Here is a 15,823-nt window from a genome sequence, read left to right on the forward strand (position 1 = left end):
TATCAATGAACTCAATAAAGTAGAATGATGACAGAGTGGATGAATAAATGGCTTATGGCCATTTTTTGCTGGATGATTTTTATGCCTGTTCCAGACCTCTTGGCCCAATCAGCCAAGACGAAGGATGATCCCCGGATTACGTTGCGTATGAAGGAGGTTTCGTTGCCGGAGGTCTTGTCAGAGATCGAAAGACAGGCGGGCGTGACCTTCTCGTATGAGTCTTCTTTGTTGAAAGAGCTTCCGAAGATCAGTTTCCAAGTGAAAGATGAGACATTGACGGATTGTTTGACCCGCTTGTTCGAGTCGTATCCGATCGTGTATAAGGTGAGTGGAAAGATCGTGATTCTGAAGCGTAGACAGAGACAGGTAACGATCAGCGGCTTCGTGAGGGACCAAGCGTCCTCGGAGTCTCTGATCGGAGCCTCTGTTTATGAGGTCGCCAGCCGGAAAGGCTCGGCTACGAATAGCTATGGTTTTTTCAGTTTGACGCTTCCGCCGGGGAATATCCGCTTGCATGCTTCTTACATTGGTTATGAGAGCTGTTCCTTTAATTTCACGGAATTGGATAGGGATACTATATTAAATATTGAGTTGCGTCCGAACGCCCGTCTGGAGGAAGTGGTGGTTACCGCTTCGGAGCGGGATCGTTTGTCTGTAAATAACACCTTGATGGGAACGATGGAGTTTAGCCAGAAGACGATCAAGGCGACACCGACCCTGTTTGGTGAGTCCGATATCGTGAAGACCTTGCAACTGACTCCGGGTGTAGCCAGTGGGACAGAGGGACTGGCCGGTTTATATGTTCGTGGCGGCGACCAAGATGGAAATCTGTTTTTGATAGACGGTAATCCGGTTTACCAGATCAATCATGTCGGCGGGCTATTCTCCGCTTTCAATCCGGAGGCGATCCGTAATCTGGACTTTTTCAAGGCGGGTTTCCCTGCGAGATATGGCGGGCGACTCTCGTCTGTGGTAGATGTCCATACCAAAGAGGGCAATATGAAAGAGTACCATGGTAGCGTTACGATCGGGCTGATCTCCGGTAATCTGAGCTTGGAAGGCCCTATCATCAAGGATCGCACGGCTTTTCAGATAGCGCTTAGACGCTCGTGGCTGGATGTACTCTCTGCCCCAGCGATAGCGATAGCAAATAAGGTTCGAAAAGACGGTCATAAAATAAATCTTCGTTACGCTTTTCACGATTTGAATTTAAAGCTTAATCATCGTTTCAGCGATCGTAGCCGGATGTTTTTCAGCTTATATAACGGGAATGATGTATTAAAAGGAGGGGGAACGGATTTCTCAACAGAAGAAGAGCAAGTCCCTTATACGGATGGTACCCATTCATCGCTGCGTTGGGGTAATTTGATGGGAACCTTGGGCTGGACTTATGTCTTCAATAACCGTTTGTTCGGACGGGTTTCCGGGGTCTTTTCACGGTATCGCTCGAATGTACGGAGTTCAAAAGAATATAATTATGGTGTGGAAGGAGAAGATAATTATCTCTCTTCTTCATCGGAAACGAGTAGTTCTACCTCTATCTTGGATATGGGCGTCCGTTCCTCTTTTGATTACACGCCTTCTACGTCGCATGTGATTCGTTTTGGAGGGGATTTCTTGATGCACCGTTTCCGCCCGGAGTATAATGAGGTGAAAGCAGCCGGTTCCGGTATGCTGGAGTTTTCGAATATAGGGAAAATATATACGAATGATCTGCTATGGGCCCGTGAGGCGGCTGTCTTCGGAGAGGATGATTGGAATGTCTTACCTAGCTTGCGTTTGAATGCGGGGCTTCGGTTTAGCCTGTTCAATGTGGAGCGGAAGGCTTATACATTATTGGAGCCTCGCGCTTCCTTGAGATGGTTGCTACGTGACGATCTTAGCTTCAAAGCCTCATACGCCCGTATGGGGCAATATATCCATTTATTGGGCAACAGTTATATAAATTTGCCGACGGATGCGTGGATGCCTGTTACCCGTAAGTTGAAACCTTTAATCAGCGATCAAGTCTCCGCTGGTTTCTATTATAATCTGATGCGTTCTTATAGTTTCTCGGTAGAGGGGTATTATAAATGGATGAAGAACCTGTTGGATTATAAAGACGGCTATTCCTTCTTGCCCGGTACGGCGGCTTGGGAGGAAAAAATGGCGGTTGGCAAGGGACGTTCGTATGGCGTGGAGTTCTTGGCTCGCAAGGAAAGCGGACGTACGACCGGTTGGATAGGATATACACTTTCATGGTCGGATCGGCGTTTCGATGAGATCGATAACGGGCGACGCTTTCCGGCACGTTACGATAACCGGCATAAGCTGAATATCGTGGTTTCGCATAAACTGTCGGATAAGGTGGAACTGACAGCCGCTTGGACGTATACTTCCGGCAATCGAATGACCTTGTCGTTGGAGAGTTATGAGCAAGCTGGTACGCTTACTATTTCCAACCAATACAAGATGAATAACTGGTGGGAACCATCCGGGGAAGTGGTGGATTTGTATACACGTCGTAATAATTACCAGATGCCGGCTTATCATCGTCTGGATTTGGGACTTAATATTTACCGTCCGAAGAAGAAGGGGCGAATGGGCATCTGGAATATCAGTATTTATAATGTATATAGCCGGATGAATCCGTTTATGGTCTATAAAAGTGATAGCTGGGAACGAACGAATAACTTAGTCCCAGATTCTTCTTCTCCCTATAGCGGTAAAACAAAACCTTGTTTTAAGTTGATAGGTATTATGCCTATCATACCTTCCCTATCATATACTTATAAATTCTAGGAAGATGAAACAGATAAAGAATATTCTAATAAATACGATTTGTATAGTAAGCCTGTTTGGTTTGATGTCTTGCATCAAGGAGATCGACCTTGAATCCTTACGGCCGGATCCTACCTTGGTAGTGAACTGTGTCGCTATAACCGGCGAACCCTTAACCGTAAGTGTCTCCCGTACTTGGTTTTTCACGGATGATCATCCGAACGTGACTTTGGATAAAGCCGAGGTGAATTTATTCGTGAATGGCGTTTTTAAAGAGCGTATGAGCTTTCAGGAGGGGGATGAGGCATTTAACACGAAAGGGTATTTTAAGTCTGATTTTATACCGGTGAAAGGGGATCGTATCCGTGTGGAAGCTTCTTATCCGGAATATGGTGTGGCAAGCGCCGAGACAGTCATGCCAGCGCCCGCCCGGGTCTTGAAAGCGGGGGTAACCTATGCCACGGTAGCTGGTTCTTTCGGTTCTCACCAGAATGCGATTTATCAGGTAACGCTCAAAGATAACCCTGCCGAGGAGAATTATTATTTACTTCGTATGGAAGAGGGCATTCCTGTTTTTGATGGAATAGCTAAGGAATATACAGGAGAATATAAATGGTTCTCGGTGAGTCCAAACTATGCGACTGAACCTGTTTTTGGCCAATCGTTGACGGCCTTGGATCAAATCTTTGGCAATGACTGGATGTATGGGTATGATGGAAAGGTCTTTTCTGATGAGTTAATAAACGGGCAAGAATATACCTTGCACTTAACGGATGAGTATTATTATGAACCTTATTATGGATCATACCCGCTAAAAGTAGTCCCGGATTCGATAGGGATGGAAGATCTAAATGAGGAAGATTTCCTTCCGATTCCACCCAAGCACCTACGGGTACACCTATATGCTATCTCGGCGGAATACTATCGATATCTGAAAGTTTTGCAAGATAAAGACACGGATTCAGTTTCGAACCTTTTGATCGATGGCGGTCTGGCCGAACCGATCCGTGTATTTAGCAATATAGACGGTGGTGTCGGTATCCTAGGCAGTTGCCATGTAGGAATGTTTGAGACGGAAATAGCGTCTTCCTCACATTCCAATCTTGAAGCGGCCCGATTTGAAGACGGGATAGACTAGGAACTGTGGTTCCATCTTCCGTCGTACCGGGTTGTATTCATAGTTGATACCGGCTCCCATCCAGAAATTATCAGTAACCTTGAACTCCATTGAGCCGCCCACTTGGGTATGATAGAAAAAGGGATTCCTAAGCATATGGGGATTGTTGTACTCGTCGGCGTAATAAGCGTATTGTCCCCATCCTTTCAGTTTCAACCAGTCCGTAGGTTGATATTCCACTTGTACGTTTGCGCCGGCTGTTATTCCGGGACTAGGGTTGAAGGGACTAAAGAAACGACCACCGAATCCTCCGCCATAAAGACTCCAATTGCCGCTGTGCCAAGAAATACCCCCGTTCATGATCGTCATGCCTCCGACTCCCGGCCATGTATATTGAACACCGTTAGCGATAAGATCGAAACTTTCGTTTAGCCGTTTCATATAAGTCTCATTGAAATCCAACGCCATAGGCGATACCTCCCGAAGCATCGGGGTATATACGTTAAAGAACGGCTGATAGGCGGCGGAAGATATCTGCATATCCATCGGACGCTCTTGTAGGGACGTATGGGGAATATCGGGCGTGAACTCCCGCAGTTTAATATCGATATCCCGTGTCCCCGCAGGGGTAAATGTCTTATAAGAGGCTTTCGGGATGTTCAACTCATACGTCTTGTTTTTAGGCAGGACGATGATTTTACCTTCTTTATTTAAAATAAACGAAAAGTCAGACTGTGCCTGAATTCCAACGACACATATCCATGCCATGAATATAAATAATCCTCGTCTCATACACTCTCCTCTTATTTTTGATGTGAAGGTAACTTTTTTTTGAATAAGATGCAACTTTTAGGATACCTATTTCATCCATATAATAGAGAGCATAAGTACTTATGGATGAACAACTGTTAATCGATGGATGTATGCGAGGCGAATCATGGGCTCGTAAGGAATTGTACGAGCAATATGCTCCTGCTATGATGAGTGTTTGCATGCGTTACGTGGGTGACAGGGAGACGGCCCGTGATCTTCTGCAGGACGGGTTCGTGAAGATATTTACGAAGATCCGGTCGTATTCCGGCTCCGGGGCTTTCGGGGGATGGATACGGCGGATCTTTGTCACTACGGCTCTTGAATATCTCCGGTCTTCAGAGAACACGAGGCTAAGTGTAGGCCTGGACGGCTATGACGACAGTTTGGAAGATATCAACTATTCCGTATTGGACCGTTTATCGGCGGACGACTTGTTGGCTTGCGTGGCCCAATTGCCGCCGGGATATCGTACGGTCTTCAACTTATATGCGATAGAGGGATATACGCATAGCGAGATCGCCGAGATGCTGCATGTACAGGAGGCGACTTCCCGTTCCCAGTTTATCCGGGCGAGGAACGCTTTGCAAAAGAGTGTACAATCTTTAATAAGGCATGAAAATGCGGGACGATAAGGATCATAACGAACGGCTGGATGATTTCAGCGGCTATATGCGGCAGCGCTTGGAAGAGCACCGGTTGCCGGTAGATGCTGGCGGCTGGGATGAGGTGGAGGCCCGGATGAACCGAAGAGCGAGATCACGGGGTTGGTTGTGGACGAGAGGCTTGGCCGCCGCCGCAGTGCTGGCCTTGGTTATTTGGCTGCTACCTTCCCCGGAGAAGATGCCATTGGAGGAATTGAGCCCCTTTCAGAAAGAGATATCGGAGAAAGCGGAGGAAATGAATATTCTTCCGGAGCATCCCGTTTTACCTGTAGAGCCTGTAAAGAAACGTATAGCGAAAGTGCTGAAATGGGAAAAAAAGGCTAAGCTTTCCGCTATTGTCGGGGAAAAGGAAACGATCCGGGAGGATGAGAAGTGTGAGACTATCGAGATTATTGAGAAGGATGCGATTGCGGCTATCGTAGAAGAACCGTCTGCGAAGGAGGATGCGTCCGAGGATTCGACGGACATAGTCGTTAAGCGAGGTGACTCTACGGTTCCTCTACCGGAAGGCGAACGGAGTCCCCGACGAAAAGCCTCTTTGAAAAAGAAAGCCAAGAAGAGTAAACGGAATAAGTGGTTATTGGCCGCCGCCGTTGGCTCTAGTGGTTATGTAGATAGCTTTTTAAATACGGATATGAGTTATGGTGATGTTTCTTCTCCGGGAGATATGAATGTTCCTTCCCAAGATCCTGATCCGGATAAGCCGGATAAAGACGATGATGAGAAGGAGAATAGCAATACGCCTTCCCAAACGGTCTCATTTCGTAATGCCCCGGTATTACGGAGTTCTAAGGTGGATGAGAACTTCTTGGATAATCGTTCGTTCGAATCTTATCCGGACGTTAGCTACTCCCTTCCGATATCTTTTGGTTTTACGGTACGGAAGGATTTGAGCCGGCGTATAGCCGTGGAAAGTGGATTGATGTATACGTATTTATCCACTACATTCAAGAGGGGAGGGGATTTCCCGTCAGAGGTGAAATCGTCTTTGCATTATCTGGGTATTCCTTTGAATCTGGTGGTTTATGTATGGAAGAATCAGCGATGGAATGTCTATCTCTCCGGAGGCTTTATGATGGAGAAGGGTTTGCAGGCCGTGCATAGCGGTTATATCGCCGGAAACGGAACGACTATCTCTAAGAGCAAAAAGGAGGGCATCCACGGTATGCAATGGTCCGTGAATGCCTCGGTCGGTGCCGCTTATCGTTTCTATGGGGATTGGAGTCTCTATTTCGAGCCTCGCTTCTCCCATTATTTCGACTGTGATCAACCGGCTAGTATTCGTACAGACAAGCCGTTGGGATTTGGGTTGAGCGCAGGTATACGATATGCTTTTTAATGATTAAATCTATTATAATTATGCGGAAACTTTTTTATTGGGCGTTTGCCTTTAGCCTTTGCGTCTTAATGGGATGCAAGGATGATGGAGTGAGAATGGAGGTCGTGCGGTATGCTATCAACGAACCGGTATTCATGTCGATCTCCGAGTTTCGGAATTCAGTGAAGGTGACGGATGAGGTGGTGCCAATCACCAAGCGGGGTAAGATCTGTTTCTATAAGGATTACCTGTATATTTCTTCCCCGGATAAGGGCATCCATATCGTGGATAACAGGAATCCGGCATCTCCCCGGATAGCGGGCTTTGTAGAGTTGATCGGTAACGAGGATCTCTCGATCAAGGATGATAAATTGTATGCGGATTCGTATGTGGATCTGGTCTGGTTCGATATCTCCGATCCGGAGAGACCTGAATTGGAAGGTCGTGTGGAGAACGCTTTCCGTTATGCGCTTCCGACCATAGAGAATGGCTATGGGTTCGATTATAATATGTGTTATTCGGAAGAAGCGAGAGCGAAAGGTGTCGTGGTTGGTTGGGAGCCGAAGGAACGGGAGGAAACCATTTACCATTATCCGAGTTATGGCGGTGATCTGATGGCGAACGATGCGGCGCCGGGTACTTCCACGCAGGGCGTGAACGGATCTATGGCTCGTTTTTCTATTTATGGTAAGTACTTATATACGGTAGAACAGAATATCATGTGTGTTTTCGACCTGTCTGGAGACAAGCCTGTCTTGACGACAAACGACATTTGGTTGCAACGTGGTGTCGAGACTCTTTTCAACTATAAAGATAAGATGTTCATGGGAACTCCGACCGGCATGTTGATCTATTCGCTGGAAGATCCGCTAGCGCCTAAGTATCGTTCTTCCGTAAGTCATGTCTTTGGTTGTGATCCGGTTGTCGTGGAGGATGACTTAGCGTATGTGACCGTGCATTCCGGAAATACTTGCGGGCAAAATACCAATGAACTGATGCTCATAGACGTAAGTGATGTGGACCAACCGAACTTGCTGGTTACTTATGGCATGAAATGCCCGAAAGGACTAGGTATCGATAACGGTACTTTATTCCTCTGCGACGAAGGTTTAAAGGTCTTCAACGCGAAAGATCCTATGACCTTGATGGCTAATCAGCTTGTTCATTATGCCGGAATGGAGGGTTACGACGTAATCCCTTTCAAGAATACCTTGATGATGATCGCCGATGATGGCCTTTACCAATACGATTATTCCAATTTACAGGCGATATCTCAGTTAAGTAAATTGCCAATGGGCGAATAGAGTTTAATATTCCTCTTCGCTATTCGCTTCGCAAGGTGTTTACCGGATTGCGGGATGCCGCCTTATAACTATGCCTGCTTACGGTCAGTAGCGTAACCATCAATACGATACCGCCGGACAGCAGGCATGTTCCTATGGATATGTCCACCCGATATACGAAATTCTCCAGCCAACAACTCAGCGAATACCACGTGATAGGAACGGCAATTGCGAAAGCGATCCCTACCCAGCCGATAAACCGACGATTTAATAGATACAAGATCTCCCCGGCCGTAGCCCCGTTTACCTTACGGATACCGATTTCTTTCGTACGCTGCCGGATGGCATAGAGAGCCATGCCGAATAATCCGAAGGCGGTTAGCAGGAGGCTGATGATCGAGTACATGATGAGCAAATGTGCCAGTTCGATCGTTTTTCGGTTAGATAACATAAATTCCTCGTATATATCTTGATATTCGAAAGGTACGTTGGGGTTGATCTTTTCCCATGTTTGTTGCAGTAAAGCTAGAGCCTCGGCTCTGCGCTCCTTTTTCAGTCGGATTTGGACGAGGTTATAGGGGGGAGTATGCGTTAGGTAGGTCAAGCTAGGGTAAACCTCTTGTCGTAAGGTTCCTGTATATAGATTCTCCACGATCCCTGCTATAATCGCTATCGGTTCTCCCTCCTTTTCCATCTTCCCGAATTCAGTGTCGTAAAGGCGGACAGGCTTACCCACGGGATTCTCGCCTTTGGGCACGAGCAAACGTGCGTATTGTTCGTTAATATAGACGGGTGTGCTGTATTGTTTTAGAGCCTCTCGCTCTGAGAGTCCTTGAAGAATGTTTATCTTCATAACCTTTAGGAAAGTACTATCACCTTCGTATTGGCCTAGCGTATAATTTAGTTCGTTTCCGTTTTCGTCTTTCAAGACCATTGTCCGCAAGTTGAACTGTATGATCCCGCTTCTCGAAAGGCACATCTCTTCTATGGAAGGATAACGCCGGATCTCTTCAGAGAAGGTCTGTATATGGTTCCCACTCCAGTCGGCTATTTCGATGAGGTCCCGGTAACGTTCACCGTTTGTCTGAGTGAGCGTTAGTTGCTGCCGTACGGTTAGCGTGGCGAATACCAGAGCTATTGAGATGGCGAATTGTAAGATGGAGAGCCCGCTTATGATTGTCCGCTTCCGGGTACCGGTGGTGAATGATTTATACTCGGAATGGGAAAGGGAGTTGATCTTATGGCTCATATATAATGAGGGGATAATGGATAGAGCTAGGATGAGTGCCACGATCACAGGTAAGACCTGTCCACTAAAGAAAAATCCCAAGGAGATACGTCCGGAAACGATCCGGTTGAAAGCCGGCAGGAAATCTAGTGTAAGTAACAAGGATAAAAAGAAAGCGATCAGCACGGTAAGGAAAGTATCCAAGAATAGCTGGCGATGGATTTGCCCAGCCGATGCTCCCATCACCTTCTGGGTGTAGATCATCCTTACCTGTTGCAAAATGCGGGAGAAACTTAGGTTGGCATAATTGAAACAGGCGATCACGAGGATTAGGATGGCTGAGAACAAACCAACGTACAGTAAGTCTTTCTGGTTTCGGTGGATATAGGGGATGTATTCTTGTGTATAGGTTTGCTCTTGGAAATAACTCTCTTGGAGGGTATAGAAATAATACTGTCCGGTTCCGTTGAAAGTAGGTACCTTATCATCCTTTAGTTTTTGAGTGAACGTATCGATGTTGAAGAGATCGTTTACCAGTAATAAGGTAGGGCCGCCATTGAATTGGGAGGTAGTACCTGCCAATGCGTTGAACTTAAAGAATGATTGAGGGTACTCTTTGATAACGGCGGCGACCTCGTAGGTAATCGTCTCGTTCTCATAAGCGTACTTTGCCAAGAAGGTTTTACCGATAGGATCCTCGTTCCCGAAGAATATCTTCGCTTGGTATTCGGTCAACGCAATTGCGTTTGGTTGGGTTAATGCCTTGTTTATATCTCCTGCCACTACCTTGTAAGGGAAAAAGCGAGGAAAGGAGGGATCTGCTCTGACGATCGAGATTGGGTTGAAGCGCTTTTCTCCTATCGTGATGGAGGCGGCATTGTCTATGTTCAGTCGTAAATAATCCTCAACTTCAGGGTATTGGTCTTTTAGCTGCACAGGGATCTTCCCTTTAATAAAAGATACTTTCTCTCCGGAGGTCAAGGGAGAGTCTTGTGCCATATAGATGATATGCGACTTATTGGGATTATGGGCTTCTATCCTAGATTCATAAATGACGTATGAGATCAGTAGGTTGGTACAAGTGATGCCTGCCGCCAGACTCAATAAGGAAATGACGGCGAACGTCTTGTTTCGCCACCAGCTACGGAATATAAGTTTTAGAGATATGGATTCCATGGTTTTATCTGTTTGTTGGTTCAAAGCTATCCGGTTGCGTGGAATATGGCAAATAAAATCGGAGGAAACGTTCGTAAAGGACTGGATTTGTCTAAATATTGGACACTGAGAGCCGGGAAAAGATCGTATCTTTGCGTGCGAAAAAAAGAGGAGGCTTCATGCGTAACGCGAAGATTATAGTCGTAGATGACAATGAGGTGGTATTGAGAAGTCTGCGGACGATCCTGTCCCATGAGTTTAAGACGATCGTTACCGTATCATCTCCTGTTCTATTGCCTGCCCTTTTACGGAATGGAGATGTAGATATGGTTTTACTGGATATGAACTTCGGCGCTGGAAAGCAAAGCGGTGGGGAAGGGCTTTTCTGGTTGGATCGTATTTTGGAGCTTAAGAATCCTCCGGCCGTTATCTTGATAACCGCTTTTGGGGATATCGAGTTGGCTGTATCTTCCCTTAAAAGGGGAGCCTCGGACTTTATCGTGAAACCTTGGGATAACGAGAATTTGATTCAAGCACTTACCCACGTCTTGGAACGTCGTGCGGAATCAGATGAGAGAGAGATTTCCTCTGTGGCAGAATCTCTAGTCTCCCATCCTTGTACGTTGGAGGATATGGAGCGGCAGTTTATCGCCGAGGTATTGAAAGAAAAGAAAGGGAACCTGACGCTTGTGGCTCAACAATTGGATATTAGCCGCCAGACCCTTTATAATAAGATGCGGAAATACGGGTTGTAGATTATAAGGAGAGTAACCATGGTTAACCGGAATTTATATCTGAAGATTATAGGGAGCGTTTCCTTAATCGTACTTTTTGCGTTACTTGGATCTGTATTGTTGATAACCGGTATTTCTTATTTTTTATCCTTTGTATGTCTGTGTGTTATCCTGTTGATAACTCTGTTGCTAATCCAGTGGATAAACGGTACAAATCGTAAGATCGCTATTTTCTTCGAGTCGGTTCGTAATGGGAATACAACTTTGCGATACCCGGATAAAACGAATGATCCCTTTGTAAAGGACTTATATGCGGAAATGAATCGGATTATCCTCCTATTCAGTCAAAACCAGAATGAGATGGAAGAGAAGCGCTTGTATTACGAGAGCATCTTGCGGGTACTGACGCATGAGATTCGTAATTCGATTACGCCAATCCGTTCCTTATCTGCTGATCTGTTGAAATATTCCGATACATATACTCCGGAGCAATTACGGGAAGGTTTGGAGGTTATTCATGGGCAAGCGAAAAATCTATCCGCTTTCTTGGATTCCTACCATCGTCTGACGCATCTTCCGGAGCCGGAAAGAACCGAGGTGCCTATAACCTCTTTATTTCGGAAGATGGAACGGTTGTTGTGTGCCGAGGCGGGTAGCGACCGTATTCGTTTCTCCTCTGCGGAAGCTTTAACGGTACATGCGGACCAAAACTTGATTGTGCTGGCTCTGATTAACTTGATCCGTAACGCATTACAGGCGATAGAGGGGCAAGCGGATGCCATCGTCTCCGTAGAAGCCTTGGAGGCTGATGGTAGGGTATATATAACTATAACAGACAATGGCCCCGGCATTTCTCCGGAACTATTGTCTGCTATTTTTACGCCTTTTTTCTCTACGAAGTCCGGTGGTAGCGGCATCGGTCTCAGTATCTCCCACCGCATAATGCGATTGCATGGCGGCGATTTAACCGTTGATTCCTTGCCTGGTGTCCGTACCGAGTTTCGTATGACGTTCTAGAATATGACTTTCTTGATTTTTTCAACAATCAAGTTGAAAGGCTCGGCTTTTACATGGCTGCATATTCTCACAACGTCTCGTTCAGTGTAACCTCCTATTAATTGGCAAATAACGAAGCTTTTCTTTGTTAAGTTTTTTGTTAGCATAGAGTCTTCTAAAGGAAATGTATATTGTGGATTATAGTTTTTGGAAGATATCATAGCTAGGTAAAAGAAATCTTCAGCTGCTTGCAAATCATCGTTTGAGATGACGATAGCCATGTGAGGTTTGGTTATTCCATTAGGAAATAGATAATTGACTTCTACAACATCTCGTTGATGTATTTTCATTCGATGAGATATTTGGATATATATGCTGCCATGGATTGTCTGGAATGGGCTAGAAATAAATCTTTCTCATTCATAGGACTGAAAGGTTGGCTATCGCTTTTCCTTTGGTTGGAAATGTTGTGTTTAGCCATCTTGGGCGACGAAACATTTCTAGTTGGTCTGGTTTTTGTCGTTCTCATATCTTTTGTTTTTATGTTATTGGCAAATATACGTATTTATTTCAAAAGATCTCCTGTTTAAATGGAAAAAGAGATTATGGCTAAAGCTTATGATATAACTATCGCTTTGGCCATAATCTCTTATAAGATTGTCTGATCAATACCCCAACTCAAATGGTTGTTCTACGGCAGGTACGCCTTCGGACATCCATTTAGGCATCTTCTGGTTCTTTAGGTAATGGTTGAAGAATTGGAACATGCGGCGTTGGAAATCTACACGATTTGCGATTCTCGTGGGCCAATGCGGTTCGCCTGTATAATTCAGTAACCAGCAAGGTTTACCTAACCGTTTCATGGCAACGAAATACTCGATACCTTGGTACCAAGGCACATGGCCGTCGGCATCGTTGTGCATGATCAATATTGGGGTCTGCACCTTATCCATCGTGAACAACGGCGAGTTTTCCAGATAACGAAGTGGAGAACTCCATGGCGTAGCTCCTAAACGGCTTTGTGTATGCTCGTATTGGAAAGAGCGGGCCATGCCGGAACCCCAACGGATACCGCCATAAGCGCTAAACATATTTACGACAGGCGCCCCAGACTCGATAGCGGAGAATAAATTCGTGCGAGTCGCTAAATAAGCTACTTGGTAACCTCCCCAGCTATGTCCTTGCGCACCGATCCCTTTTTCGTCGATATATCCTTTGGCGATCATCATGGTGATACCCGGCATCAAGCAGTTATAGCAGCTTTCTCCCGGATAACCATCTACATAGCGAATGTCCGGGTTGAAGATGACATATTCGTTGCTATTGTATAAGTGATAATCGATCGTAGAACGATGCGGTTCCGGCATACGGTAATTATATAAAGTCTCCGAATTCCGCTCGTAGAAGTTTACCATCATCGGGTACTTCTTGTTCGGATCAAAATTCGCCGGCTTATAAACGACACCTTCCAGTGGACGGCCGTCCAAGGAAATCCATGATACCAACTCGGCGGTACCCCAAATAAAACCTTCCTGCTGTTTGTCTCCGTGTGTCAATTGCACGGATTTCTTGAACGCCAAGGTCGAATAGTGGATATCCGGGTATTGCTGGAAGGTTTCCATCGTATAGATCACGTCATCCGTATTCTTCGCCTTGTTGATAGATCGCAACATATAGTTGCCCGCCAGCAAGGTCTTCGGGGCTGCTGGAGCAGAGAGGCGTGCGTTATAGAATCCGTATCCTTTCGTGGTCTCGTTGAATCCTTTTAATAATTGCGGTTTGCCGAGGTCGATAAAGCGAGCCTCTTTATCCAGTTGTTCCAAGCGGTAGGACAGTTTCTCCTTCCTTCCGTTCACGGTCAGGTTGATCGGTGAGGTAGCTGCGGTCGGATCGAATTTCCAGATGTCGTAACGATCATAGATCAATAGATTTTGATCGTTCGCGGTCCAGCCGGCGGCTCCATGCGCATAAGGATGATTAGGAACGTCGTTGTCCTCGTCCCAAGCCGGGAAGCTTTCCGGGGTGGTTAGGCGATATCGCTTACCTTCCGCCAAGGCGATCGTGTACCAGCAACTATCCGTCTCGCCATACCAATATGCGTATTTACCTTGTGGGGAGAGGTGGAAACGGCCATAATCCGCTTGGGCGATTTGCTTGCGCTCCCCGTTATCCAACGATACGGTATAATAGTCGCTGCGTGTGCGGGCCTCCCACATGGAAGACAAAGAATAGGGACGGGAAGTGGAAAGGAGCGCCAAGGCTGCGTCACCCTCGTTACCCAATTGGATATTCGGTAATTCCTCATTCGCCAATTGGAAGATAGAGCCGTTGCCCAGATTATAAACCGCTTGATAGCTTTTCTTTAAGTCTTTTTCCTTGTTATAATTCTGTACGGTATATTGTACGGGCTCATCCCAACTCCAAACCTGTACGTTCGGACGATTCTCGGCTAGTTGGGTCGTGTCTTTTTGCCTCGGCCCCGGTGAGGTACCGAAGAACAGACGGGAAGCGGATTTCGAGAATTGAAGCATCCCGTTCTCATTGATTACCCATTCAGCGGGGAAAGCCTTGTTTCCACGGGTGGCGATTTCTTTCGCGGGAGCGTTATGTTCGGATAGCCATAAGCTTAACGCTTTGTAAGAAGAATCTTTGTCGGCGCAATATAAGAAAGCTAGCCGTTCCCCTTTCTCGTCGAACGTGGTTTGTTTGAATACGCCTTTTCCCTCTTTGATGAGCGCCGGACTTCCTTTCTCCGGGTTCAAGGTGAATATACCTGCTTCTCCTTCCGCCGCGCTCGTGTAATATAGCATACCGCTTTTCTTGGCGAATTGGAAATCCGTTACGGTCGGGAACTGGAAGGTCTTGCTTCCATCCAGCGAACGGACGTACAACGTGGAGTCCTTCCGGCCTCTTTGATAAGCGATCCAATCCGCCTCGTCCGCTAATTTGAAGGTTTTGAGGGAGTCTATCGTCTCCTTTTTACCGGCGACGGAATAGATTACCAAGGTGTTCATCGGCATCTTGTCCTCTTTCGTCTTCAATACTTTCAGGGAATCTACCGTAGACTTTCCGGGTGTTTGCGTGACAACCAGATAACCCGAGGAAGCGGAGAACGCGAACTTATCGGCCGGAGAAAAAGTGGCGGTCTCTTGCCCTTGGGCCGCATACAAATAAACGGTAGCGTCACCTTCCCAAGGTTCCATCTTGCAAGCTACCCATTTTCCGTTGTCCGAGATCTCCCGGTCCGTGATTCGTTGCCAAGTGACTAGGTCATCAACTGTTAGGCTTTTAGAGGCGTTTTGCGCGAAGGCTGGGGAAAGACTTCCCAGACATGCTACAAAAGCCAAGTACTTTAAGTGTCTCATCATGGTTATGTATTGATTTTAAAACAAAGATAATGGCTTTATCAGAATCTTTGTTGCTTTTGACCGGAATTTGCTTCTGGAAAAACACGTACGTGTTTCCGAGAAAACATGTACGTGTTTTTTGTAAAAGTCGTACGTGTTTTCTGGACAAGGTAATGGCGTTTTTAATGTATTGATTATCAGTGCCCTTTTTGAGCGTTCTAATGATCGCAGTTATAAGCGGCTTACAATGGGCATTATAAAGGTGTTACAATGCCTATTGTAAAGACCTTATAATGGGCATTGTGGTGATAGGAAATTCCTTTGGTCAACGGTAGGAAAAAAGGTTTGTAAGTGGTTAGTTATTCACTTCCCAAGCCGTAAGTTATTCACTAGGTATAGCCGTAAGTTAT

General features: G+C 46.1%; 11 protein-coding genes. 7 read left to right on the forward strand and 4 right to left on the reverse strand.

Translation table 11 applies throughout. The features are described 5' to 3' along the window. Nucleotides 1-24 precede the first annotated feature (24 nt). Nucleotides 25-2,781: a TonB-dependent receptor gene (locus NBH07_RS15780; protein ID WP_009016871.1), complete on the forward strand. Its 2,757-nt coding sequence runs from the start codon at nt 25-27 to the stop codon at nt 2,779-2,781. A gap of 4 nt (nt 2,782-2,785) precedes the next feature. Further along, complete coding sequence (locus NBH07_RS15785; RefSeq protein WP_009016872.1) at nt 2,786-3,898, forward strand: DUF4249 domain-containing protein; 1,113 nt, start codon at nt 2,786-2,788, stop codon at nt 3,896-3,898. Here the strand turns inward: NBH07_RS15785 and NBH07_RS15790 are convergent. Continuing rightward, entirely contained in the window at nt 3,851-4,669 is an 819-nt protein-coding gene (locus tag NBH07_RS15790; RefSeq protein ID WP_005859539.1) for a hypothetical protein, read from the reverse strand. The genes NBH07_RS15785 and NBH07_RS15790 overlap by 48 nt on opposite strands. 101 nt (nt 4,670-4,770) lie before the next feature. Between NBH07_RS15790 and NBH07_RS15795 the strand changes: the two genes are divergently transcribed. The 3 genes from NBH07_RS15795 to NBH07_RS15805 are packed head-to-tail and all read left to right on the forward strand — an operon-like array spanning nt 4,771 to nt 7,974. Beyond that, complete coding sequence (locus NBH07_RS15795) at nt 4,771-5,322, forward strand: RNA polymerase sigma factor (RefSeq protein WP_008772825.1); 552 nt, start codon at nt 4,771-4,773, stop codon at nt 5,320-5,322. Beyond that, nucleotides 5,309-6,691, forward strand: coding sequence for a porin family protein (locus NBH07_RS15800; RefSeq protein ID WP_039848537.1), 1,383 nt, complete (start codon nt 5,309-5,311; stop codon nt 6,689-6,691). Before NBH07_RS15795 ends, NBH07_RS15800 begins: the two co-directional genes overlap by 14 nt. 20 nt (nt 6,692-6,711) lie before the next feature. After that, a complete protein-coding gene (locus NBH07_RS15805) occupies nt 6,712-7,974 on the forward strand; it encodes an LVIVD repeat-containing protein (protein WP_009016874.1) in 1,263 nt (420 codons plus the stop codon). 19 nt (nt 7,975-7,993) lie between these two features. On the opposite strand, the gene NBH07_RS15810 is transcribed toward NBH07_RS15805, so the two are convergent. Then, nucleotides 7,994-10,357, reverse strand: a complete 2,364-nt coding sequence (locus NBH07_RS15810; protein WP_009016875.1) for an ABC transporter permease — start codon at nt 10,355-10,357, stop codon at nt 7,994-7,996. Nucleotides 10,358-10,515: 158 nt separating this feature from the next. Between NBH07_RS15810 and NBH07_RS15815 the strand changes: the two genes are divergently transcribed. Further along, on the forward strand, nt 10,516-11,091 hold the full coding sequence (locus tag NBH07_RS15815) for a response regulator (RefSeq protein WP_039848538.1): 576 nt from the start codon (nt 10,516-10,518) through the stop codon (nt 11,089-11,091). Between the two features lie 18 nt (nt 11,092-11,109). Next, the gene (locus NBH07_RS15820) at nt 11,110-12,087 is read left to right on the forward strand and encodes an ATP-binding protein (RefSeq protein WP_005867510.1); all 978 of its coding nucleotides are present in this window, start codon (nt 11,110-11,112) and stop codon (nt 12,085-12,087) included. On the opposite strand, the gene NBH07_RS15825 is transcribed toward NBH07_RS15820, so the two are convergent. Together NBH07_RS15825 and NBH07_RS15830 are read right to left on the reverse strand one after the other, a co-directional pair. Beyond that, nucleotides 12,084-12,416: a type II toxin-antitoxin system PemK/MazF family toxin gene (locus tag NBH07_RS15825; RefSeq protein WP_008772819.1), complete on the reverse strand. Its 333-nt coding sequence runs from the start codon at nt 12,414-12,416 to the stop codon at nt 12,084-12,086. The genes NBH07_RS15820 and NBH07_RS15825 overlap by 4 nt on opposite strands. 315 nt (nt 12,417-12,731) lie before the next feature. Further along, the gene (locus tag NBH07_RS15830) at nt 12,732-15,434 is read right to left on the reverse strand and encodes a S9 family peptidase (RefSeq protein WP_009016877.1); all 2,703 of its coding nucleotides are present in this window, start codon (nt 15,432-15,434) and stop codon (nt 12,732-12,734) included. Between the last annotated feature and the right edge of the window lie 389 nt (nt 15,435-15,823).

The organism is Parabacteroides sp. B2-S-102 (genome assembly GCF_023656665.1).
Lineage (GTDB): Bacteria > Bacteroidota > Bacteroidia > Bacteroidales > Tannerellaceae > Parabacteroides > Parabacteroides distasonis.

Excerpts from the sequence above, each read along its gene's own strand:
- NBH07_RS15780 (WP_009016871.1), top strand. The coding sequence starts at position 25 with ATGATGACAGAGTGGATGAATAAATGGCTTATGGCCATTTTTTGCTGG.
- NBH07_RS15800 (WP_039848537.1), top strand. The coding sequence starts at position 5,309 with ATGCGGGACGATAAGGATCATAACGAACGGCTGGATGATTTCAGCGGC.
- NBH07_RS15825 (WP_008772819.1), bottom strand. The coding sequence starts at position 12,416 with ATGAAAATACATCAACGAGATGTTGTAGAAGTCAATTATCTATTTCCT.
- NBH07_RS15830 (WP_009016877.1), bottom strand. The coding sequence starts at position 15,434 with ATGATGAGACACTTAAAGTACTTGGCTTTTGTAGCATGTCTGGGAAGT.
- NBH07_RS15795 (WP_008772825.1), top strand. The coding sequence starts at position 4,771 with ATGGATGAACAACTGTTAATCGATGGATGTATGCGAGGCGAATCATGG.
- NBH07_RS15820 (WP_005867510.1), top strand. The coding sequence starts at position 11,110 with ATGGTTAACCGGAATTTATATCTGAAGATTATAGGGAGCGTTTCCTTA.
- NBH07_RS15815 (WP_039848538.1), top strand. The coding sequence starts at position 10,516 with ATGCGTAACGCGAAGATTATAGTCGTAGATGACAATGAGGTGGTATTG.
- NBH07_RS15810 (WP_009016875.1), bottom strand. The coding sequence starts at position 10,357 with ATGGAATCCATATCTCTAAAACTTATATTCCGTAGCTGGTGGCGAAAC.
- NBH07_RS15790 (WP_005859539.1), bottom strand. The coding sequence starts at position 4,669 with ATGAGACGAGGATTATTTATATTCATGGCATGGATATGTGTCGTTGGA.
- NBH07_RS15805 (WP_009016874.1), top strand. The coding sequence starts at position 6,712 with ATGCGGAAACTTTTTTATTGGGCGTTTGCCTTTAGCCTTTGCGTCTTA.
- NBH07_RS15785 (WP_009016872.1), top strand. The coding sequence starts at position 2,786 with ATGAAACAGATAAAGAATATTCTAATAAATACGATTTGTATAGTAAGC.